The following is a 16,300-nucleotide window of genomic DNA, read 5'->3' as shown; positions in this document are numbered from 1 at the left end:
GGGATATTTTAGAAGAACAGCACAATATTGAACTTCAGACTTTAATGCTCTGCTTTTCAGACGATTAAAGTCGTTTTGAAAAATATTAATAGGAAGCTTAGAGCATATAGCCAAAATTGCTCGTATTCTAACAAGTCTTTTTTGTAAATTTGTAGCGGTATTCGAAAAGAATACCGCTTTTTATTTGCAGAAGTTTAATCAACAGAACCATTGAGCACAACCGTAATACAAACAGCAACACCCAAAAATTGGAAAGCTTATCAACTTTTAGATTCGGGTGGTTTTGAGAAATTAGAAAAATTTGGAGACTATATCTTACGTCGTCCCGAACCGCAAGCGGCTTGGGATAAGTCACTCTCAGAATTAGAGTGGCAAAATAGCGCACATGCCTATTTCAAAAAAGACAAAGGTTCGCAAGAAAAAGGCGAATGGATGTTGAAAAAAGGAATGGTAGAGCGTTGGTATATGCCTTATCAAACACCGACATTGAACCTTAATTTTAAACTGGCACTTTCCTCTTTCAAACACGTAGGTATTTTTCCAGAACAGGCTATGAACTGGGATTTTATTATGGAAAAGGTTAAGAAAATGCCTGTTAAAAATCCCAAGGTATTGAATCTCTTTGCTTATACAGGTGGTGCCTCTATCGCAGCTAAACAAGCAGGAGCCGATGTAACGCACGTAGACTCTATCAAGCAAGTAATTAGCTGGTCACGCGATAATATGGAGGCTAGTCAGCTCGATAATATCCGTTGGGTAGTTGAAGATGCAATGAAATTTGTACGCAGAGAAGCAAAACGTGGAAATGTGTATCAAGGAATCATACTTGACCCACCAGCGTATGGTCGTGGTCCTGATGGCGAAAAATGGGTCTTGGAAGAACAGATTAATGAAATGCTCAAAACAGTGGCACAAATTTTAGATAAGGAAAATTATTTTCTCATCTTAAATATGTACTCTATGGGATTCTCTTCTCTCATTGTTGAAAATCTAGTAAAGTGTAGCTTTGAGCATTCCAAAAATCATGAATTCGGGGAACTTTACTTAGAGGATTCTTTCAAAAAGAAACTTCCTCTTGGGGTGTATTATCGCTTTGCGAGCATCTAAAAATAGTACAAACTGGAGGATTCATATAACAAATAAACATTTGCCTTTATGATCCTCTTAAATAACTATTCTGTGGCTCAAAAAGCTAAACAAACACCTCTAATGCTTTAAGTAGCAACAAGAAAAGTGCTAAAAGATAAAATTTTTTCATAACAACAAAATCAGTGATTAGTTAAGGTTTTACTGAGAGCAAATATATTGTTATTTATATTTTCAAACAATAATTTTTGTTTGTTTCGGGAACTTTTAAATGTTTTTTAATACAGCAATTATTCTCATCGAAAATGCTGTAATTTCGAGAATGATGAAAAGACTTTTTTTCTACTATATATTCTTGTTGGGAATAGGGCTTTTTTTGGTCAGCTGTAATAGCGAATCAAAGAAAGGGCTTTCTATACCTGCCGTTCCTGAAGTTACCGAAAAAGCGCGCAGAGCTGCCGCAATTGAATTCTTAACCGATTTGATAAATTCGTCTTCTAGTTCTTCTGAAATTTATTACAAAAGAGCCAAATTGTACCTTGAAGACGAAAGACCCAAAGAGGCTTTAGAGGATATCAATACTGCTATTGGCATAAAAGCCAACAATGGTCATTTTTACCAAACAAAAGCCCTCATCTTAAGAGAACTTAAAGAGCCCCAACAAGCTCTTGAGGCTGCCTCTAAGGCCGAAGTTCTCAACGTTGAGTCGCCAGAGTTATTTACACTTTTGGGAGATTTGTATCAACAAATTGGGCAATTCGCTAAAGCAAAATTATACTTAAACAAGTCCTTACAGATTTCACCAAATCATGGTGAGACCTATTTCTTCAAGGGTGAAATTGCTGCTAGACAAGGTGATACCACGACAGCGCTACAATATTTTCATCAAACCCTTAATCTCAAACCAACGTTTTTGCCACTGTATCTTAAGTTTGCTGAAGTTTACACGGCTTTACGTCAGTATGATTTAGCCTTGTTTTACAGTGATGAAGGAATAAAGCAACATCCTAAAAATGCGGAATTGTACTATAAAAAGGGGGTTACCTATCAACGTGCCTATCAAACCGATAGCGCACTGGCGAGTTATACCAAAGCTGTAAAGTTAGATTCGTCACTAACACAGGCTAGTTTTAGTGCAGGAATGTTGTATTTCAAAATTAGAAATTACCGTTTTGCTTTACCGCAGTTTGCCCATACAGTCAAGATTAACCCCAAGTATCCTGATGCGAAGCTTTTTTTAGCGATTTGTCAGGAGTTTACTGGTGATTTTGCCTCGGCAATCCTCACTTACGAGCAAATTATTGCCGAAAATCCATCAGATTACCGTGCTACAGGCGGGCTCTATCGTGCCAAGCGTAAACAAGACTATGGTTCATATATTCCAGACAACTTTGGCTCATCGACTGATACGAGTGGTTTGACTCAATACGATATTCCAAGAAAGAATGTTGATACGACGTTTAGACCATTACAACCTAAGTCAAGATTAAACTTAAAACCCGATTCTTCTCGAAAGAATTAATTATCTTTGAATAGTCTTTACATTTTAATTCATAAAAACAAAAACCAACGCCTGTAATGGCTATACCTTCGAAGAAATTGTTTGTATAATTTTCTAACAAGGAAAGATAGAATACAGGCCGAAACTAAAACAATCAAATGATTAAAATCACGTTACCCGATGGTAGTGTTAGAGAGTATGCCCAGGGAGTCACTGGGATGGACATTGCCCTCAGTATTTCAGAAGGTTTAGCCAGAAATGTATTGGCAGCGAAAGTAAATGGAAAGGTAGTTGATGCATCATTACCTATCAATCAAGATTCAGATTTTCAGCTACTTACGTGGAACGATACAGATGGCAAACAGACTTTCTGGCACTCTTCTGCCCACTTGATGGCCGAGGCTATTGAAGCTTTATACCCTGGAACGAAATTCGGTATTGGTCCTGCTATTGAAACAGGTTTCTACTACGATATCGACATGGGTGATAAAACCTTAAGCTCAGAAGACTTCAAGAAGATTGAAGACAAAATGGTAGAATTAGCTCGTCAAAAAAATGAATATCAACGCACTCCTATCTCAAAGGCTGAGGCGATTGAATACTTCACTGAAAAAGGCGACGAATATAAATTAGAATTAATCGATGGTCTTGAAGATGGTTCGATTACTTTCTATTCTCAAGGTAACTTTACGGACTTATGTCGTGGACCACACATTCCTAATACAGGCTTTATCAAAGCTATAAAATTAATGAGTGTGGCGGGTGCTTACTGGCGTGGAGACGTGAGTCGCAAACAAATGACTCGTGTATATGCTGTTACATTCCCGAAACAAAAGGAATTAGACGAATACCTACATTTGTTGGAAGAGGCCAAACGTCGTGACCACCGTAAATTAGGTAAAGAACTAGAATTGTTTGCTTTCTCTGAGAAAGTAGGTATGGGCTTACCACTTTGGTTACCAAAAGGAACCATGTTGCGTGAGCGCTTGGAAGGGTTCCTTCGCAAAGCACAGGTTCGTGCGGGATACTCTCCTGTAGTGACGCCTCATATCGCTTCCAAAGAATTATATGTAACCTCAGGGCACTACGCTAAATATGGTCAAGATTCATTCCAACCAATTCGTACTCCAGACGAAGATGAAGAATTTTTCTTGAAACCAATGAACTGCCCTCACCACTGCGAAATTTACAAAGTAAAACCTCGTAGTTATCGTGAACTTCCATTGCGTTTGGCGGAATTCGGAACTGTATATCGTTACGAACAATCTGGTGAATTACATGGTTTAACTCGTGTAAGAGGATTTACTCAGGATGATGCACACATCTTCTGTCGTCCAGACCAAGTGGAAGAAGAGTTCATGAAAGTAATTGACTTGGTATTGTATGTTTTCAAAGCTTTAGGTTTTGAAAACTATTCAGCACAAGTATCACTTCGTGACCCTGAAAACAAAGAAAAATACATTGGTAGAGATGAAGACTGGGAAAGAGCAGAAGCAGCTATTATTCGTTCGGCAGAAATTAAAGGATTGCCAACGGTAGTAGAATTAGGCGAGGCAGCATTCTATGGTCCTAAACTCGACTTTATGGTGAAAGATGCTCTTGGTCGTAAATGGCAATTGGGGACAATCCAAGTAGATTACCAATTGCCACAACGTTTTGAGTTAGAATACACAGGTTCAGACAACCAAAAACACCGCCCAGTAATGATTCACCGTGCGCCATTTGGTTCATTAGAGCGTTTTGTGGCTATTTTGATTGAAAACACTGCGGGTAACTTCCCATTGTGGTTGTCACCAGACCAATTGGCGGTATTACCGATTTCTGAGAAATACGAAGATTACGCAAATGACTTATTCGTAAGATTACAAGAACAAGATTTGCGTGGATATATCGACCACAGAGATGAAAAAATTGGTAGAAAAATCCGTGATGCGGAAGTTTCAAAAATTCCATTCATGCTTATTGTGGGTGAAAAAGAATCTGCTGAAGGAAAAGTTTCAGTGCGTAAAAAAGGAGAAGGCGATTTAGGAATGATGACAATCGAAGAGTTTATTCAATTGGCTCAAGAAGAAATCAACAAGAATTTGGCGCGCATTAGCTAAGCAACCCAATATCTGTGGCATTTGGTGAATGATAAGTTAAAACTCCTATCATTCATCAAATGCTACAGATTAAGGATAGAATAGCAACGAAAAATAAATTTGTGGCTTCACAGACGCGGAAATTTGCATTTCATTTTTTTTGATTTAGATTTCGGAAAGATAAATTGATAACTATCTAATAATCACGAAAATCTGTAAATAGACTTTGTGCTGGAACATTTTTAGGAGTATTATAGTTATTAATTTAAACAGTTTTTGAACTTCTAGCTCAATCTGATTTTATATAATTTAAAACTAATAACTTTTACAATATGGCGTTACGCCCGAATAATAATTACAAAGGGACAAAAAGAGAAGAGGAACCTTACAGAATTAATAATGCTATCCGTGGCGTTCAACAGGTTCGTCTTGTAGGTGAAAACGTTGAACAAGGCATTGTTGAGTTCAAACAAGCGTTAGAAATTGCGAGTCAACAAGGGTTAGACTTGGTAGAGATTTCGCCAAAAGCAGTTCCACCAGTATGTCGTGTTATTGATTACGCAAAGTTTAAATACGAACAGAAGAAAAAACAAAAAGAAATTAAAGCCAATGCAGCTAAAACAGTTGTAAAGGAAATTCGTTTCGGTCCTAACACGGATGAACACGACTTTAATTTTAAATTGAAACACGCTATCAGCTTCTTGAAAGAAGGTGCAAAAGTAAAAGCTTATGTACACTTCGTTGGTCGTGCTATCGTATTTAAAGAAAGAGGAGAAATGCTTTTGCTTAACTTTGCAAAAGGTTTGGAAGAGGTTGGGAAACCAGATGAAATGCCAAGATTGGAAGGAAAAAGAATGTCTATTATCTTCTCTCCAAAAGTTGTGAAGAAATAGTGCTCTGTTCCAGACTTCCCGTCTGAATATGACAATCTATTAGACTCCTAGAGGTTTATACGTATATTTCAGGTAAAATCCTGATAATCAAAAGCCATTAATGACTGTTCTCAGCATTAATGGCTTTTTTATTTCTTAAAAATTAATTATTAACGCAAATAATTACAAACTTTTTTGTATCTTTGCGGACTATTTTACCAAGCTGAGACAGAAATGTTGAGGCAATTACTTTTCACAATTTAAACGTTTAACAGAAATGCCAAAAATTAAAACTAAGTCAGGAGCGAAAAAACGCTTCAAAGTGACTGGATCAGGCAAAATTAAGCGTAAGCACGCTTTCCATAGCCACATTTTAACAAAAAAATCTACTAAACGTAAGCGTAACTTGGTTCATGATACATTAGTATCTGCTTCAGATATGAACAGAGTTACAGCCATGTTAGTATTGTAATTTTTTTCGGAAATCTAATTTCCATTTAGTTATTGTTCAACCAGAAAATTGGCCTTAAAGATTTCTTCAACGAAACGCCAAATTTCAAAAAACAAGCAAGATTATGCCACGTAGCGTCAATCACGTAGCGTCAAGAGCAAGACGTAAAAAAGTGCTTAAATTAGCCAAAGGTTTCTACGGAAGAGGTAAAAACGTTTGGACAGTAGCAAAAAACAAGATCGAGAAAGGTCTTCAATATGCTTACCGTGACCGTAAGGTTAAGAAAAGAGATTTCCGCTCATTGTGGATTCAACGTATCAATGCTGCTGCACGTCAAGAAGGTCTTTCTTACTCAGCATTCATGGGTAAAGTAAGCAAATCTGGTATCGAATTAAATAGAAAAGTATTGGCTGACTTAGCAATGAACCACCCAGAGGCGTTCAAAGCTGTAGTAGCTAAAGTAAAATAGCACATTAAAAGCCGAACCTCTAAGGAAGTTCGGCTTTTTTGTTTTCCTACGTTTCAATCACCTTTGTTTTTACTCCCACACAATTTCCTTCTGTAGGCTTTCCCAACAAATACACGTCAATTTCTATACTTCCTATTCTGTAAATTTTTATATCTGTCAAGTTGGCTGTTAATAGAGCATGTAAATCCTCCGCAGATTTTAGCCACCCTAATTCTTCTACGCCAACCCAATCTTCTTTTTTCAATAAAGGTTTAAAAAATGTTTCTACATCCCATTCTGAAGTAGTTACTTCGGGCGGAATTCCTAGAAACATTTTAAGAGATGCCACATCTGGAGTACCCTCTATAGCAAATGGAGCATCTAAGAATTCAATCTTTTCATCAGATTCACTGGGGTAATAAAGGTCAGCTACTAAGGCTGTTATCTGTTCTCCTAAAGATAAATTTGGATCTTCTTGTGACAAATTGATAGCTGTTTCTGTCATAACACTGATTTTTATAGATTTTAATCATAATTTAGTTGAATTTATAAAAAGTCTTTCTATTATTGTACTCAACACAAACCAAATTTAAACCCCCATAAAGATGTTAGAGCAACTCATGGGTCTAATCCAAGACCATTCTCAAGACGCAATCGTTAATAACCCCGCTATTCCTAACGAAAAAAACAATGATGCAATGCAAACTATCCTTGGCGCCATTACTGGCGGGCTGCAACAGCAGGCACAAGGCGGTGGTTTAGCTAGCGTTATGGGTCTTTTGGGTGGACAAGCAAATACAAGTGGTGGAAATCTTATGTCCAACCCAATTGTAGCAAACATTACTCAGCAAGCAGTAACAGGTTTGATGCAAAAATTTGGACTTGAAAATAGTGCAGCAGCAGGAATCGTGAGTCAAGTATTGCCGGGTGTAATTAGTTCTGTGATTTCGAAAACTAATGACCCAAATGACAACTCATTAAACATGTCAGACTTTACAAACGCATTTAGCGATGGTAAATTTGACATGAATGATGTATCTAACATTGCAGGTAAATTACTAGGCGGTAACGCTGGAGGTATCGGTGGCATGTTGGGTGGCTTATTCAAGTAATTAAATCATACCGAACCCATTTATATATTTGAAGGTGTAAGATTTTCTTACACCTTTTTTAGTTTCAGTCCGATGGATGTTTATCTTTGAAGCAGATTTATCAAATTCTTTATATCGTGAAATTACCTGTTTATTTGGATTACAACGCCACAACGCCTGTCGACGAGAGGGTTTTAGCAGAAATGTTACCATGGTTTACTCAGAACTTCGGTAATGCTGCTTCAAGAAGTCATTTGTATGGCTGGCAAGCTGAAGAAGCCGTTTCGATAGCACGTATGCAAGTTGCTAAACTACTTGGTGCAAGCGAAAAAGATATTGTCTTTACCAGCGGCGCAACAGAGTCAAATAATCTAGCGATTAAAGGTGTATTTGAAGCATTGGGCAAAGAGAAAAATCATATTATCACTATTGCCACCGAACATAAAGCCATCCTCGATGTGTGTACGCATTTGGAGCAATTTGGAGCAAGGATCACCGTATTATTACCTGATTCAGACGGTCTAATCACGACTGAACAAATTACTGACGCAATCGAAGCCGATACTTTATTGGTTTCGGCGATGTATGCCAACAACGAAACAGGCGTTATTTTTCCGATTGAGGAGATAGCAAAAATCTGCAGAGAAAGAAATATATTTTTTCATACCGACGCTACTCAGGCTGTTGGCAAACTCCCCATCAATCTACGAAATACACCTATCGACCTTTTGAGTTTATCGGCTCACAAACTCTATGGAGCCAAAGGAATTGGCGCCTTGTATGTCAACCGAAATAATCCCAAACTTCAGGTCATCGCCCAAATGGATGGCGGTAAACACGAACGAGGTATGCGCTCAGGAACGCTTAATGTACCTGGCATAGTTAGCCTAGGAAAAGCCTGCGATTTGGCTAGATTAGAGATGAAAAACAATCAAGAAAAGCTTTCTTTTTTAAGATATAAATTAGAGCAATCCATCCTATCAAAACTTGAAAATACTTCTGTAAATGGAGGAAATGCACCAAGATTGGCGCATGTTACGAATATTGCTTTTGGTGGAGTAGATGGCGAAATGCTATTAGGAAACCTCAAAAATATCGCCGTTTCCTCTGGTTCTGCCTGTACTTCAGCCTCTGTCCTACCCTCACATGTGCTCAAGGCTATGGGCATAAACGACGACTTGGCGTATAGTTCTATTCGATTTAGTTTAGGGAAATATACCACTGAAGAGGAAATTGATTTTGCGATCAATCATGTAGTGGAAGTGATTGAAAAAATGAGGTAAAGATTTAGGATAGAATCCTTAGAAAAAGAGAGTGCTGGATAGGAATCCAGCACTAGCGAAAAATATTTTAATTGTTCGTTTAAAATATCATCCCAAACAAACAAAAAACCCTCGTCTAACTTGATTAAACGAGGGTTTTCGATACATAATACAATTTATTACTTTCCTTGCAACAACTGAATATCTGGTGTTGAGTTGTCATCCAAAGTAACTTTACCTCTTTCTTTACGAACAATACGTGAATAAAGACCTACTTCTTGACTAAACAAGAAAGTAAAGAATAGCTTTGTAAATGAAGTATGATATTTCAAATTATCATAAAACTCTGGAGCAGTAGCTTTCAATTTTGGAAGGTTGTTCCAAGGTACTGATGGCATATCGTGGTGTTCGTTGTGATAACCTACGTTCATGTTGATTCCATTCAATGCACCGTAGTAGCTGTATGTTTCTTGGTTTTTGTCCAATACTAAATAGTGTTCTTGAATCCAACGAGCACCTAGTGGGTGTAAACCTACTGAGAACATAAAACTTGCACCCATGTAACCTAATGCAGGCCAACCCATTGTATACACAATAATCGCATCAAATGCCAATTGGCAAACGATATTCATGATTACCCAACGGTCAAATACCGCCAATTCCAAACAACGCAATGTACGAATAGCTTGGAAAATTGGAAATAATAACAACCACAATGCTTTACCTATGAAATAGTTGTTAATCAATTTTGCTTCCCAGTGATCTGGTAAGTCTGCATCTAACTCGTGAACACCTTGAAATGCATGGTGTTTTAGGTGATAATTTTTGAATGAAATAGCTGTTGGTGCCAAAGATGGAAAGTTTGCAACGATACCTGCATAAACATTCCAAGATGGTTTTTTGAAAATCAAGTTGTGTGCAGCCTCATGAATACATACAAAAAGTGTATGCGTTGGAAACGCACCGATTAGCCAAGCAGCTGCCAAAATAACCCACCATGCTTGATCTTTTACTAGGTAAGCCATACCAATTTGCATTGATACACAGCCTAGAATCCAAACGAAAGTCATGGGGTTTTTGGTAATAAGTTTTTTTACTTCTGGGTGAGCTTTTACAATTTCACGTGTACGAGTACGGTGTGGTTCTGTGCCCGTAACATAGGTAAAATCTTGTTGATATGCCATTAGTTTGGTAATTGTTTAGTTGTTATTGTTAATGTGACTATTTCAAGATTCGGGGATTTTCTGACGAAAATCTTTCAAATATATAGCGAACTTCGCGTTTTATCAATTTGTTTACGAATTAATGCTTTTTTAGTACCTTTTACAATGATATGAATCACCATCAGGACAAGCTTCTTGTGTTTTATCCAATATTCATGAGTATTTTAACAAGAATTAGGACTTTCGAGAAAAATACTTTTATCCTACCTCAATTTTCAACCATGAAGAAATACATATTACCATTACTTTTAGCTGCTTGTACCGCTCAAGGGCAAGTGTCGGGTACACTGCCCAAACCTTCCGCTAGACAATTGGCTTGGCAACAATTAGAGACTACTGCCTTTTTGCACTTTACTGTGAATACCTATACTGATAAAGAATGGGGAGAAGGCGATGAATCTCCTTCGATTTTCAACCCTACTAAGTTAGATGCGATGCAATGGGCAAAAGCATTGAAAGCTGGAGGTTTCAAAATTGCTATCATTACCGCCAAGCATCACGATGGCTTTTGTCTTTGGCCTTCAAAATATACCGAGCATTCTGTCAAAAACAGTCCTTATAAAAACGGGAAGGGTGATATCGTAAAAGAGCTTTCGGAAGCTTGTAAAGCTGTTGGTATCAAATTTGGCGTGTATCTTTCTCCTTGGGACAGACATGAAAAAACCTATGGCACTGACGCCTACAATACGTATTACAAAAACCAGTTGAGAGAACTCTTGACGAACTATGGTGAAATAGCAGAAGTTTGGTTTGATGGTGCTAAAGGCGAAAACGCCAAAAATATGGAATATGATTTCCAAGGTTATTGGAAAATGGTGCGTGAGCTTCAGCCAAAGGCTGTGATGTTTTCGGATGCTGGCCCAGATGTTCGTTGGGTTGGCAATGAAAAAGGTAATGCTGGCGAAACTTGCTGGTCGACTATAAATAATGCAGGACAAGCCCCAGGAAAAGCCGATGAGCATTATTTGAATACAGGTGATGAAAAAGGGCCAGACTGGATACCTGCCGAAACAGACGTTTCGATTCGTCCGGGTTGGTTTTGGCATGAAAAAGAAAATACTAAAGTCAGAACGCCGCAGAACTTGGTTAATCTTTATTACCAATCGGTCGGAAGAAATAGTTTGTTGCTGTTAAACATCCCTCCTAACCGAGATGGTTTACTAGAAACGACTGATGTGAATGCTATTAAAAAGTTTAGAGAAATTTTGAATGAGACTTTCTCCCATAATTTGGTTAGTAAAAAACATAAGTTTTTGATAGATAAAAAATTAAGTAGCAGTAAAGTTTTAGATGTCAATCAGTCGTTGATTTTACAACTGGAAGGTGAAAAGGAGTTTGATAGAATCTCTATTCAAGAAAATATTGCTGAAGGACAAAGAATTAAGTCTTTTTGGGTAGAATTCTGGGATGGTAAGACTTGGCAAAAGCTAGCAGAAAGTACAACAGTCGGTCATAAGCGCTTGTTGAGATTTCCAACTGTTAAAAGTACACAGGTAAAATTGACCATCAAAGATGCTTTGGCAAAGGTATACTTAGCAGAGTTTGGGGTTTATAAGGCCTCCGCACAAGAATAAGATAAGGACTTCGTTATCAAGGTGTTTGAAAGCCATTTCAAACACCTTATTTTTTAACTTGTACTGACATGAAAACATATTTTGCCTCTTTTTGCTTATTCTTAACTTTATCGCTTTCGAATAAAGTTCAAAGCCAGTCTTTGAATACAGCTGGTACTTTTTTAGATAAAAAAGGGGGACTTTTTGTCGCCACAGTCGAGAAGGATAAATCAGATTTGGTATCGATAAAAATCAAAAAATACCTTTTGAATAAAAAAACCAAAATCTCTACGAGTGTTGTCGCGAGCGATTATAACATAGATACGCAAACTCCAGTTAAATTACTTGAGACTTCCAATGGTACCTTATATGTTGTTTTTTTGACGAAACCTGTGGTTCATGCCAATCCGAATCCATTTAAGATGAGTGATGATGTTTCGTCAAAAAATAATACTGATAATGCGCCAAGAGAAAAACGAGCCGAACCAAAAGGAAATACAGTGACTAACTTCAAACAGCTAAGATATGTGTACTCCTACAATGGAGGGAAAACATGGTCGGAAAGTAAGGCAATTGAAAACTTAGATGCGTATAGCGCCACACACACCGACCTATTCGAATTAAAAGAGTTTAGTGGAGCACGCTTGGAAATAAAAGGAGTAAAAAGACTCATTAAAGATGAAAGAGACGTCGTTTTTAATGTAGTTATTGAGAATAAGTAGAGGGAGGTTATTTATGTTTAAATAACATTGAGTGATTGAGTGATTATGTTTAAACACAAATTTTAAAATAATCACTCATTCACTCAATCAAAATTCATTCAATTAGGGATGATTTCTCCTAAAACTACCTTTCCACTCTCACAATTTTACCTTTGCTCCTTTGCCAGTATCTAATTGTGATAAAACTTTTTGTATCCAAAAACAGAAGCAATTGGTGCTAAAATATAGGCTAAAAAGTTTTGTGTTTTTTGAGACAAACCTTCAAAATAAATCTTACTCTCCATGTAGTTTACCCATACCATACTTTGCAAAAAGTTAGCATTCCCGTTTCTTATTTTGCCATTTTGCCACATCGTTATCATCGTTTCAATCAGTGGCTCTATGTCGTAAGAAGGTGTTATGGTATAATACATCACCACGGGATTGGCTGAATCATTGTAATGTCGATGTGCTTGTGCTTTGGGTAAAATAATGGTTTCGCCAGCCTTTGCAAGCATTTTTTTGTGGTTAATCTCGTATGTGAGTTCTCCCTCTAAAATTTCATAGATTTCGTCCGATTTCTCGTGACAATGACAAGCTAGTGCTAATTGATTGGGTTGTAAACATACTTTTATTTTAGTATGGCTACCATTAGTTTCGGAACTAACCTCAATAAACTCAAGGGTATTCCCATTCCTATCTTCCAGAATTGTGCCTTTTTTTACCATAATTTTAAGGTTTAAGCTATCAGACTCCTCTCTTAGGCGAAAGCAGACTTAATAGAGGTATTAAAAAGTATTAATGGTTATTTTTGCTATGACATTTTGTTTTAGTTAGGTTGTAACTAAATCAATTATTCGTGGAGTTAGAGAAGATTTATGATTCTTAAAACAATGTGCGGTTGCTCTAAGAAATTCACTTTAAGGCACTCAAAAATAACTGAATATTAAAGACTTATCAACAAAGTTTTGTCTAATTATTATACGGCTTATAAATTATCTTTTTTGTTAACAAAAATCAATTTTACCGCTTGAACTGCAAGCTATGGTCTTCTAAATTCTTTTATTTTTTATGAATTCAACATTCCCTACCATTCATTTTCAGAGTGAAGTTGGACGTAACAATCCACTTAAAGTATACTATCTGAATGTTCCGCCTGATGTGGTTCAAGCTTTAGGAGGAAAGATGGGTATACGATTTTTGTGTACGATTAAAAATATTACTTGGCAGGCAGGTCTGGTTGCTTTGGGAGAGGGCTGGGCATATATCAACCTCAGCACGAAAAGAATGAAAGAAGCAGGATTAAGTCTAGGTTCGAGTGTAGAGGTAAAATTAGAACCCGACCAGAGTGAATATGGCGCTACGATTCCTGAAGAACTTCAGGCTGTTTTTGATACTGATCCTGAAGGATATGTACGTTTTCAGGGACTGACCAAAGGTATGCAGCGCTATATCATTCATCATGCAGATGGGGTAAAATCGCCACAATTGAGAATTGAAAGAGCACTGATGATGATTGAGAATTTAAAAAAGTTGCCCGTAGGCAAGGAGGAATTTAGACGTATTCTGGGAAAACATGATTAAAAAAATATCCCCAAACTTGGATGGCCACAAGAATGGGGTATTTATTCTCTCATGTATGTAAAAATTCTTCTAAAATAATGGTGTACTGTTAAGCCAAATAGGAAGATTATTCACAGAAAAACCTCTTATACTTATTTTGCTTGTACACTGACTGTATTACTCATTTTGTAGCTAGTTCCATCCTTGAAATAGACTTTTACCGCATAATCTAAGGTATTGGGAGTCTTATCCAGTTTTTCTGAAAATCTATTTGCTTCAACCGTCTGCCACGTACTCAGTGCTGCTTTATTTTCAGCACGATAAATCACAAAATGAGATACGTTGTTTGAACGGCAAGTCCAATCTAAAGTCACAATTTTTTGATTGGGGTCATAATTTACTTTGAGTCCTTCCACGCTGGCAATGCCATTTTCACCAACATACAAAATCGGTTGTGAAAACTCTGATTTGGATTTGAGCTTACTATAATCTTCTGCCTCCACTTTATACTCATAGCGTTGGTTATTTTTCACGTCTGTGTCTACATAACTAATAGAGGTTGTTAATAAACCATTGTATTGTTTTAACACCTCCCAGCTTCCTTTCGAAGATTTTTTGTATAATGTATGAAAAGAAACATCTTCGCTCGAACTTGGTACAATCAATAGTTTTATCCCGTTTTTCTCAACAACAATTTGTTCAAAAACTGGTGCCGTAGGAGGATTTGTATCTGGCAGTTTTGCCATAACTACTGGCGAATATTCTGAGTGATTATTACTTAAATCAACTGCAACTATCTTATAGAACAACTGTCTATTCAATAATGTTTTGTCTGGGATAGAATCTGTGTACTCAGAATTGGGAACCCCATAAGGCGTAAGCAATGTGTAATTTTTGGCATCCTTACGATACGCCCGATACACCTTATAGATTGCCACATCAGGTTCGGTACTCGCAGGCCAGTCAACAACTACTTTCCCTTGAGGCGTGGCCGAAGCTGTGAGAGTATTAGGAGCTTTTGGAGCTGTTCTATCTTCGATATTTGCCACCACTGGCATTGCATAGTTTACATTACCAGCGGTATCTACAGCTCCTACTACGTAATATCGCCCTGTATACGGCTCAGGCGATGCGTCGGTAAAACTGAGACTTTGACTAGACAAAACTTCTTTTTTGACAAAATTAAATGGTCCAGCCACCGAACCTCCTTTGGCAACAACATAACCCTTGAGATCATTGGTATTACCAGTTTTTTCCCAAGTAATATTTACTTCTTTGTTATCTACAACTTTGATTTTAACATTTTTAGGTTTTGCAGGTGGTGTAAAATCCTTTGGCGAACCTACCATAATATCCGACACTGGACTAGATACGCCAAATGGGTCAATCCCAACGATTCGATAGTAGTATTTGCGATAGTTGACCAAGTTGGAATCGATATAGGTAATCAGAGCACTAGGATTGCTAATCCCTTTGTAGGTTAAAGAATCTTGTTTGAGCATATTTTCATCTGCAGGAGTTTGAATGTAAGGATTGCTCGTAATAGATTTAAAATTCTTTCCATCCTCACTTCTTTCTATCAAATAACCAGAAAACTCACCATCGACGCTCATACGATACCAACGAAGCGTAACTTGTGAGTCACCTTGCAAAATGCCTGCTGTGATAGGCGCGTAAACTTTGGTAAACTGATTCGCAAATAGCACCACCGTAGCAGTATCAACTTTGGTATTAGATTTAGTATCTGCATCAACCCAAACTTTGTACATAATGATATCCTCTGGATTTTTGGGTGCTTTATCGACCCATCGCAAACCAAGCACGGTAGCAGCATTGGCACTATAGTCGGCCGATAACATCGCACTGGCATAACGACTATTTTGCTCATTACTTTTTTGGATAATACCTCCCACACTCTGCTGAAAAGTAGTACTTGCTTTGGGATTATAGAGTGACTGCACGGCTGCACCCACATAACTATCTTGTTTGGAATAACGCAATTTCACCTCCTCAAAGGTCAAAGGAAGAATTTTGTTGGGTGTCAAAAGGGTACTTACACCTTGGTTTGCGCCTTTTGAAATAACTGTTTTTTGAATACGAAAGCCTTTTTGACTAGCAAAAAGCCACTGAGCAGCACTGGTAGGCGCCCAACGCAATACGACCGAGTCTTGGTAATTGCGCACAAGAAGCTGTAGCTTGGGATTGAGAGACTTTTGCGCCTGTGTTTTTAATCCAATAAGGAGCAAAAGCATGAGTATATAACGATTTTTTTTCATGACTCACGATTTTTAAGGATATCGAAAAAAGGGACAAAGAGCGCATTCAGCGAGAATTATTAGAAACCTTTAATTCAAATCAAATTTTAGTAAGTAGCAGGAAAGATTAAATTAATAGTATATCAGAGGCAAAATTTGACTGTAACCTTTTGATTATGAACATCTTCAAATAACCAATATACTGTTAACTAA

The 16,300-nt window shown here is 37.4% G+C and carries 15 protein-coding genes; 11 read left to right on the top strand and 4 right to left on the bottom strand.

Annotated elements, in window-relative coordinates; genetic code table 11:
• Nucleotides 1–210 precede the first annotated feature (210 nt).
• The 6 genes from BWI92_RS23135 (at nucleotide 211) to rplT (ending at nucleotide 6,460) form a co-directional block, all read left to right on the top strand.
• Nucleotides 211–1,107: a class I SAM-dependent methyltransferase gene (locus BWI92_RS23135; protein ID WP_095167288.1), complete on the top strand. Its 897-nt coding sequence runs from the start codon at nucleotides 211–213 to the stop codon at nucleotides 1,105–1,107.
• Nucleotides 1,108–1,408: 301 nt separating this feature from the next.
• Nucleotides 1,409–2,608 carry a tetratricopeptide repeat protein gene (locus tag BWI92_RS23130; RefSeq protein WP_176464515.1) on the top strand — a complete coding sequence of 400 codons (1,200 nt, stop codon included), beginning with the start codon at nucleotides 1,409–1,411 and terminating at the stop codon, nucleotides 2,606–2,608.
• Nucleotides 2,609–2,745: 137 nt separating this feature from the next.
• A complete protein-coding gene (gene thrS / locus BWI92_RS23125) occupies nucleotides 2,746–4,689 on the top strand; it encodes a threonine--tRNA ligase (RefSeq protein ID WP_095167284.1) in 1,944 nt (647 codons plus the stop codon).
• 311 nt (nucleotides 4,690–5,000) lie between these two features.
• Nucleotides 5,001–5,561, top strand: a complete 561-nt coding sequence (gene infC, locus BWI92_RS23120) for a translation initiation factor IF-3 (RefSeq protein WP_095167282.1) — start codon at nucleotides 5,001–5,003, stop codon at nucleotides 5,559–5,561.
• 256 nt (nucleotides 5,562–5,817) lie between these two features.
• The gene (gene rpmI / locus BWI92_RS23115) at nucleotides 5,818–6,012 is read left to right on the top strand and encodes a 50S ribosomal protein L35 (protein WP_095167280.1); all 195 of its coding nucleotides are present in this window, start codon (nucleotides 5,818–5,820) and stop codon (nucleotides 6,010–6,012) included.
• A gap of 103 nt (nucleotides 6,013–6,115) precedes the next feature.
• Nucleotides 6,116–6,460, top strand: coding sequence for a 50S ribosomal protein L20 (rplT, locus tag BWI92_RS23110; RefSeq protein ID WP_095167278.1), 345 nt, complete (start codon nucleotides 6,116–6,118; stop codon nucleotides 6,458–6,460).
• A gap of 46 nt (nucleotides 6,461–6,506) precedes the next feature.
• On the opposite strand, the gene BWI92_RS23105 is transcribed toward rplT, so the two are convergent.
• The gene (locus BWI92_RS23105; RefSeq protein ID WP_095167276.1) at nucleotides 6,507–6,944 is read right to left on the bottom strand and encodes a nuclease A inhibitor family protein; all 438 of its coding nucleotides are present in this window, start codon (nucleotides 6,942–6,944) and stop codon (nucleotides 6,507–6,509) included.
• Between the two features lie 100 nt (nucleotides 6,945–7,044).
• Here BWI92_RS23105 and BWI92_RS23100 point away from each other — a divergent pair, with 100 nt between their 5' ends.
• A complete protein-coding gene (locus tag BWI92_RS23100; RefSeq protein ID WP_095167274.1) occupies nucleotides 7,045–7,551 on the top strand; it encodes a DUF937 domain-containing protein in 507 nt (168 codons plus the stop codon).
• A gap of 116 nt (nucleotides 7,552–7,667) precedes the next feature.
• Complete coding sequence (locus BWI92_RS23095) at nucleotides 7,668–8,813, top strand: cysteine desulfurase family protein (protein ID WP_095167272.1); 1,146 nt, start codon at nucleotides 7,668–7,670, stop codon at nucleotides 8,811–8,813.
• A gap of 158 nt (nucleotides 8,814–8,971) precedes the next feature.
• Here BWI92_RS23095 and BWI92_RS23090 read toward each other — a convergent pair whose 3' ends face one another.
• Entirely contained in the window at nucleotides 8,972–9,976 is a 1,005-nt protein-coding gene (locus BWI92_RS23090) for a fatty acid desaturase (RefSeq protein ID WP_095167270.1), read from the bottom strand.
• A 260-nt stretch (nucleotides 9,977–10,236) separates the two neighbouring features.
• Between BWI92_RS23090 and BWI92_RS23085 the strand changes: the two genes are divergently transcribed.
• Both BWI92_RS23085 and BWI92_RS23080 read left to right on the top strand, forming a co-directional pair.
• Complete coding sequence (locus BWI92_RS23085) at nucleotides 10,237–11,589, top strand: alpha-L-fucosidase (RefSeq protein ID WP_095167268.1); 1,353 nt, start codon at nucleotides 10,237–10,239, stop codon at nucleotides 11,587–11,589.
• Between the two features lie 68 nt (nucleotides 11,590–11,657).
• Nucleotides 11,658–12,290 carry a hypothetical protein gene (locus BWI92_RS23080; protein WP_095167266.1) on the top strand — a complete coding sequence of 211 codons (633 nt, stop codon included), beginning with the start codon at nucleotides 11,658–11,660 and terminating at the stop codon, nucleotides 12,288–12,290.
• Between the two features lie 170 nt (nucleotides 12,291–12,460).
• Here BWI92_RS23080 and BWI92_RS23075 read toward each other — a convergent pair whose 3' ends face one another.
• Nucleotides 12,461–12,997, bottom strand: a complete 537-nt coding sequence (locus BWI92_RS23075; protein ID WP_095167264.1) for a cupin domain-containing protein — start codon at nucleotides 12,995–12,997, stop codon at nucleotides 12,461–12,463.
• Nucleotides 12,998–13,340: 343 nt separating this feature from the next.
• Here BWI92_RS23075 and BWI92_RS23070 point away from each other — a divergent pair, with 343 nt between their 5' ends.
• Nucleotides 13,341–13,853, top strand: coding sequence for a YdeI/OmpD-associated family protein (locus BWI92_RS23070; RefSeq protein ID WP_095167262.1), 513 nt, complete (start codon nucleotides 13,341–13,343; stop codon nucleotides 13,851–13,853).
• A 131-nt stretch (nucleotides 13,854–13,984) separates the two neighbouring features.
• Here the strand turns inward: BWI92_RS23070 and BWI92_RS23065 are convergent, their stop codons facing one another.
• Nucleotides 13,985–16,108, bottom strand: a complete 2,124-nt coding sequence (locus BWI92_RS23065) for a fibronectin type III domain-containing protein (RefSeq protein WP_095167261.1) — start codon at nucleotides 16,106–16,108, stop codon at nucleotides 13,985–13,987.
• Nucleotides 16,109–16,300: the final 192 nt, after the last annotated feature.

The organism is Flectobacillus sp. BAB-3569 (assembly GCF_002270355.1).
Lineage (GTDB): Bacteria > Bacteroidota > Bacteroidia > Cytophagales > Spirosomataceae > Flectobacillus > Flectobacillus roseus.
Note: the sequence above shows the minus strand (reverse complement) of the source record. Positions and strands in the feature narration are given on the sequence as shown.

What these genes read in the sequence shown, in the direction of transcription:
- BWI92_RS23130 (WP_176464515.1), top strand. Translation starts at nt 1,409, where the DNA reads ATGATGAAAAGACTTTTTTTCTACTATATATTCTTGTTGGGAATAGGG.
- thrS (WP_095167284.1), top strand. Translation starts at nt 2,746, where the DNA reads ATGATTAAAATCACGTTACCCGATGGTAGTGTTAGAGAGTATGCCCAG.
- infC (WP_095167282.1), top strand. Translation starts at nt 5,001, where the DNA reads ATGGCGTTACGCCCGAATAATAATTACAAAGGGACAAAAAGAGAAGAG.
- rpmI (WP_095167280.1), top strand. Translation starts at nt 5,818, where the DNA reads ATGCCAAAAATTAAAACTAAGTCAGGAGCGAAAAAACGCTTCAAAGTG.
- rplT (WP_095167278.1), top strand. Translation starts at nt 6,116, where the DNA reads ATGCCACGTAGCGTCAATCACGTAGCGTCAAGAGCAAGACGTAAAAAA.
- BWI92_RS23105 (WP_095167276.1), bottom strand. Translation starts at nt 6,944, where the DNA reads ATGACAGAAACAGCTATCAATTTGTCACAAGAAGATCCAAATTTATCT.
- BWI92_RS23100 (WP_095167274.1), top strand. Translation starts at nt 7,045, where the DNA reads ATGTTAGAGCAACTCATGGGTCTAATCCAAGACCATTCTCAAGACGCA.
- BWI92_RS23090 (WP_095167270.1), bottom strand. Translation starts at nt 9,976, where the DNA reads ATGGCATATCAACAAGATTTTACCTATGTTACGGGCACAGAACCACAC.
- BWI92_RS23085 (WP_095167268.1), top strand. Translation starts at nt 10,237, where the DNA reads ATGAAGAAATACATATTACCATTACTTTTAGCTGCTTGTACCGCTCAA.
- BWI92_RS23080 (WP_095167266.1), top strand. Translation starts at nt 11,658, where the DNA reads ATGAAAACATATTTTGCCTCTTTTTGCTTATTCTTAACTTTATCGCTT.
- BWI92_RS23075 (WP_095167264.1), bottom strand. Translation starts at nt 12,997, where the DNA reads ATGGTAAAAAAAGGCACAATTCTGGAAGATAGGAATGGGAATACCCTT.
- BWI92_RS23070 (WP_095167262.1), top strand. Translation starts at nt 13,341, where the DNA reads ATGAATTCAACATTCCCTACCATTCATTTTCAGAGTGAAGTTGGACGT.
- BWI92_RS23065 (WP_095167261.1), bottom strand. Translation starts at nt 16,108, where the DNA reads ATGAAAAAAAATCGTTATATACTCATGCTTTTGCTCCTTATTGGATTA.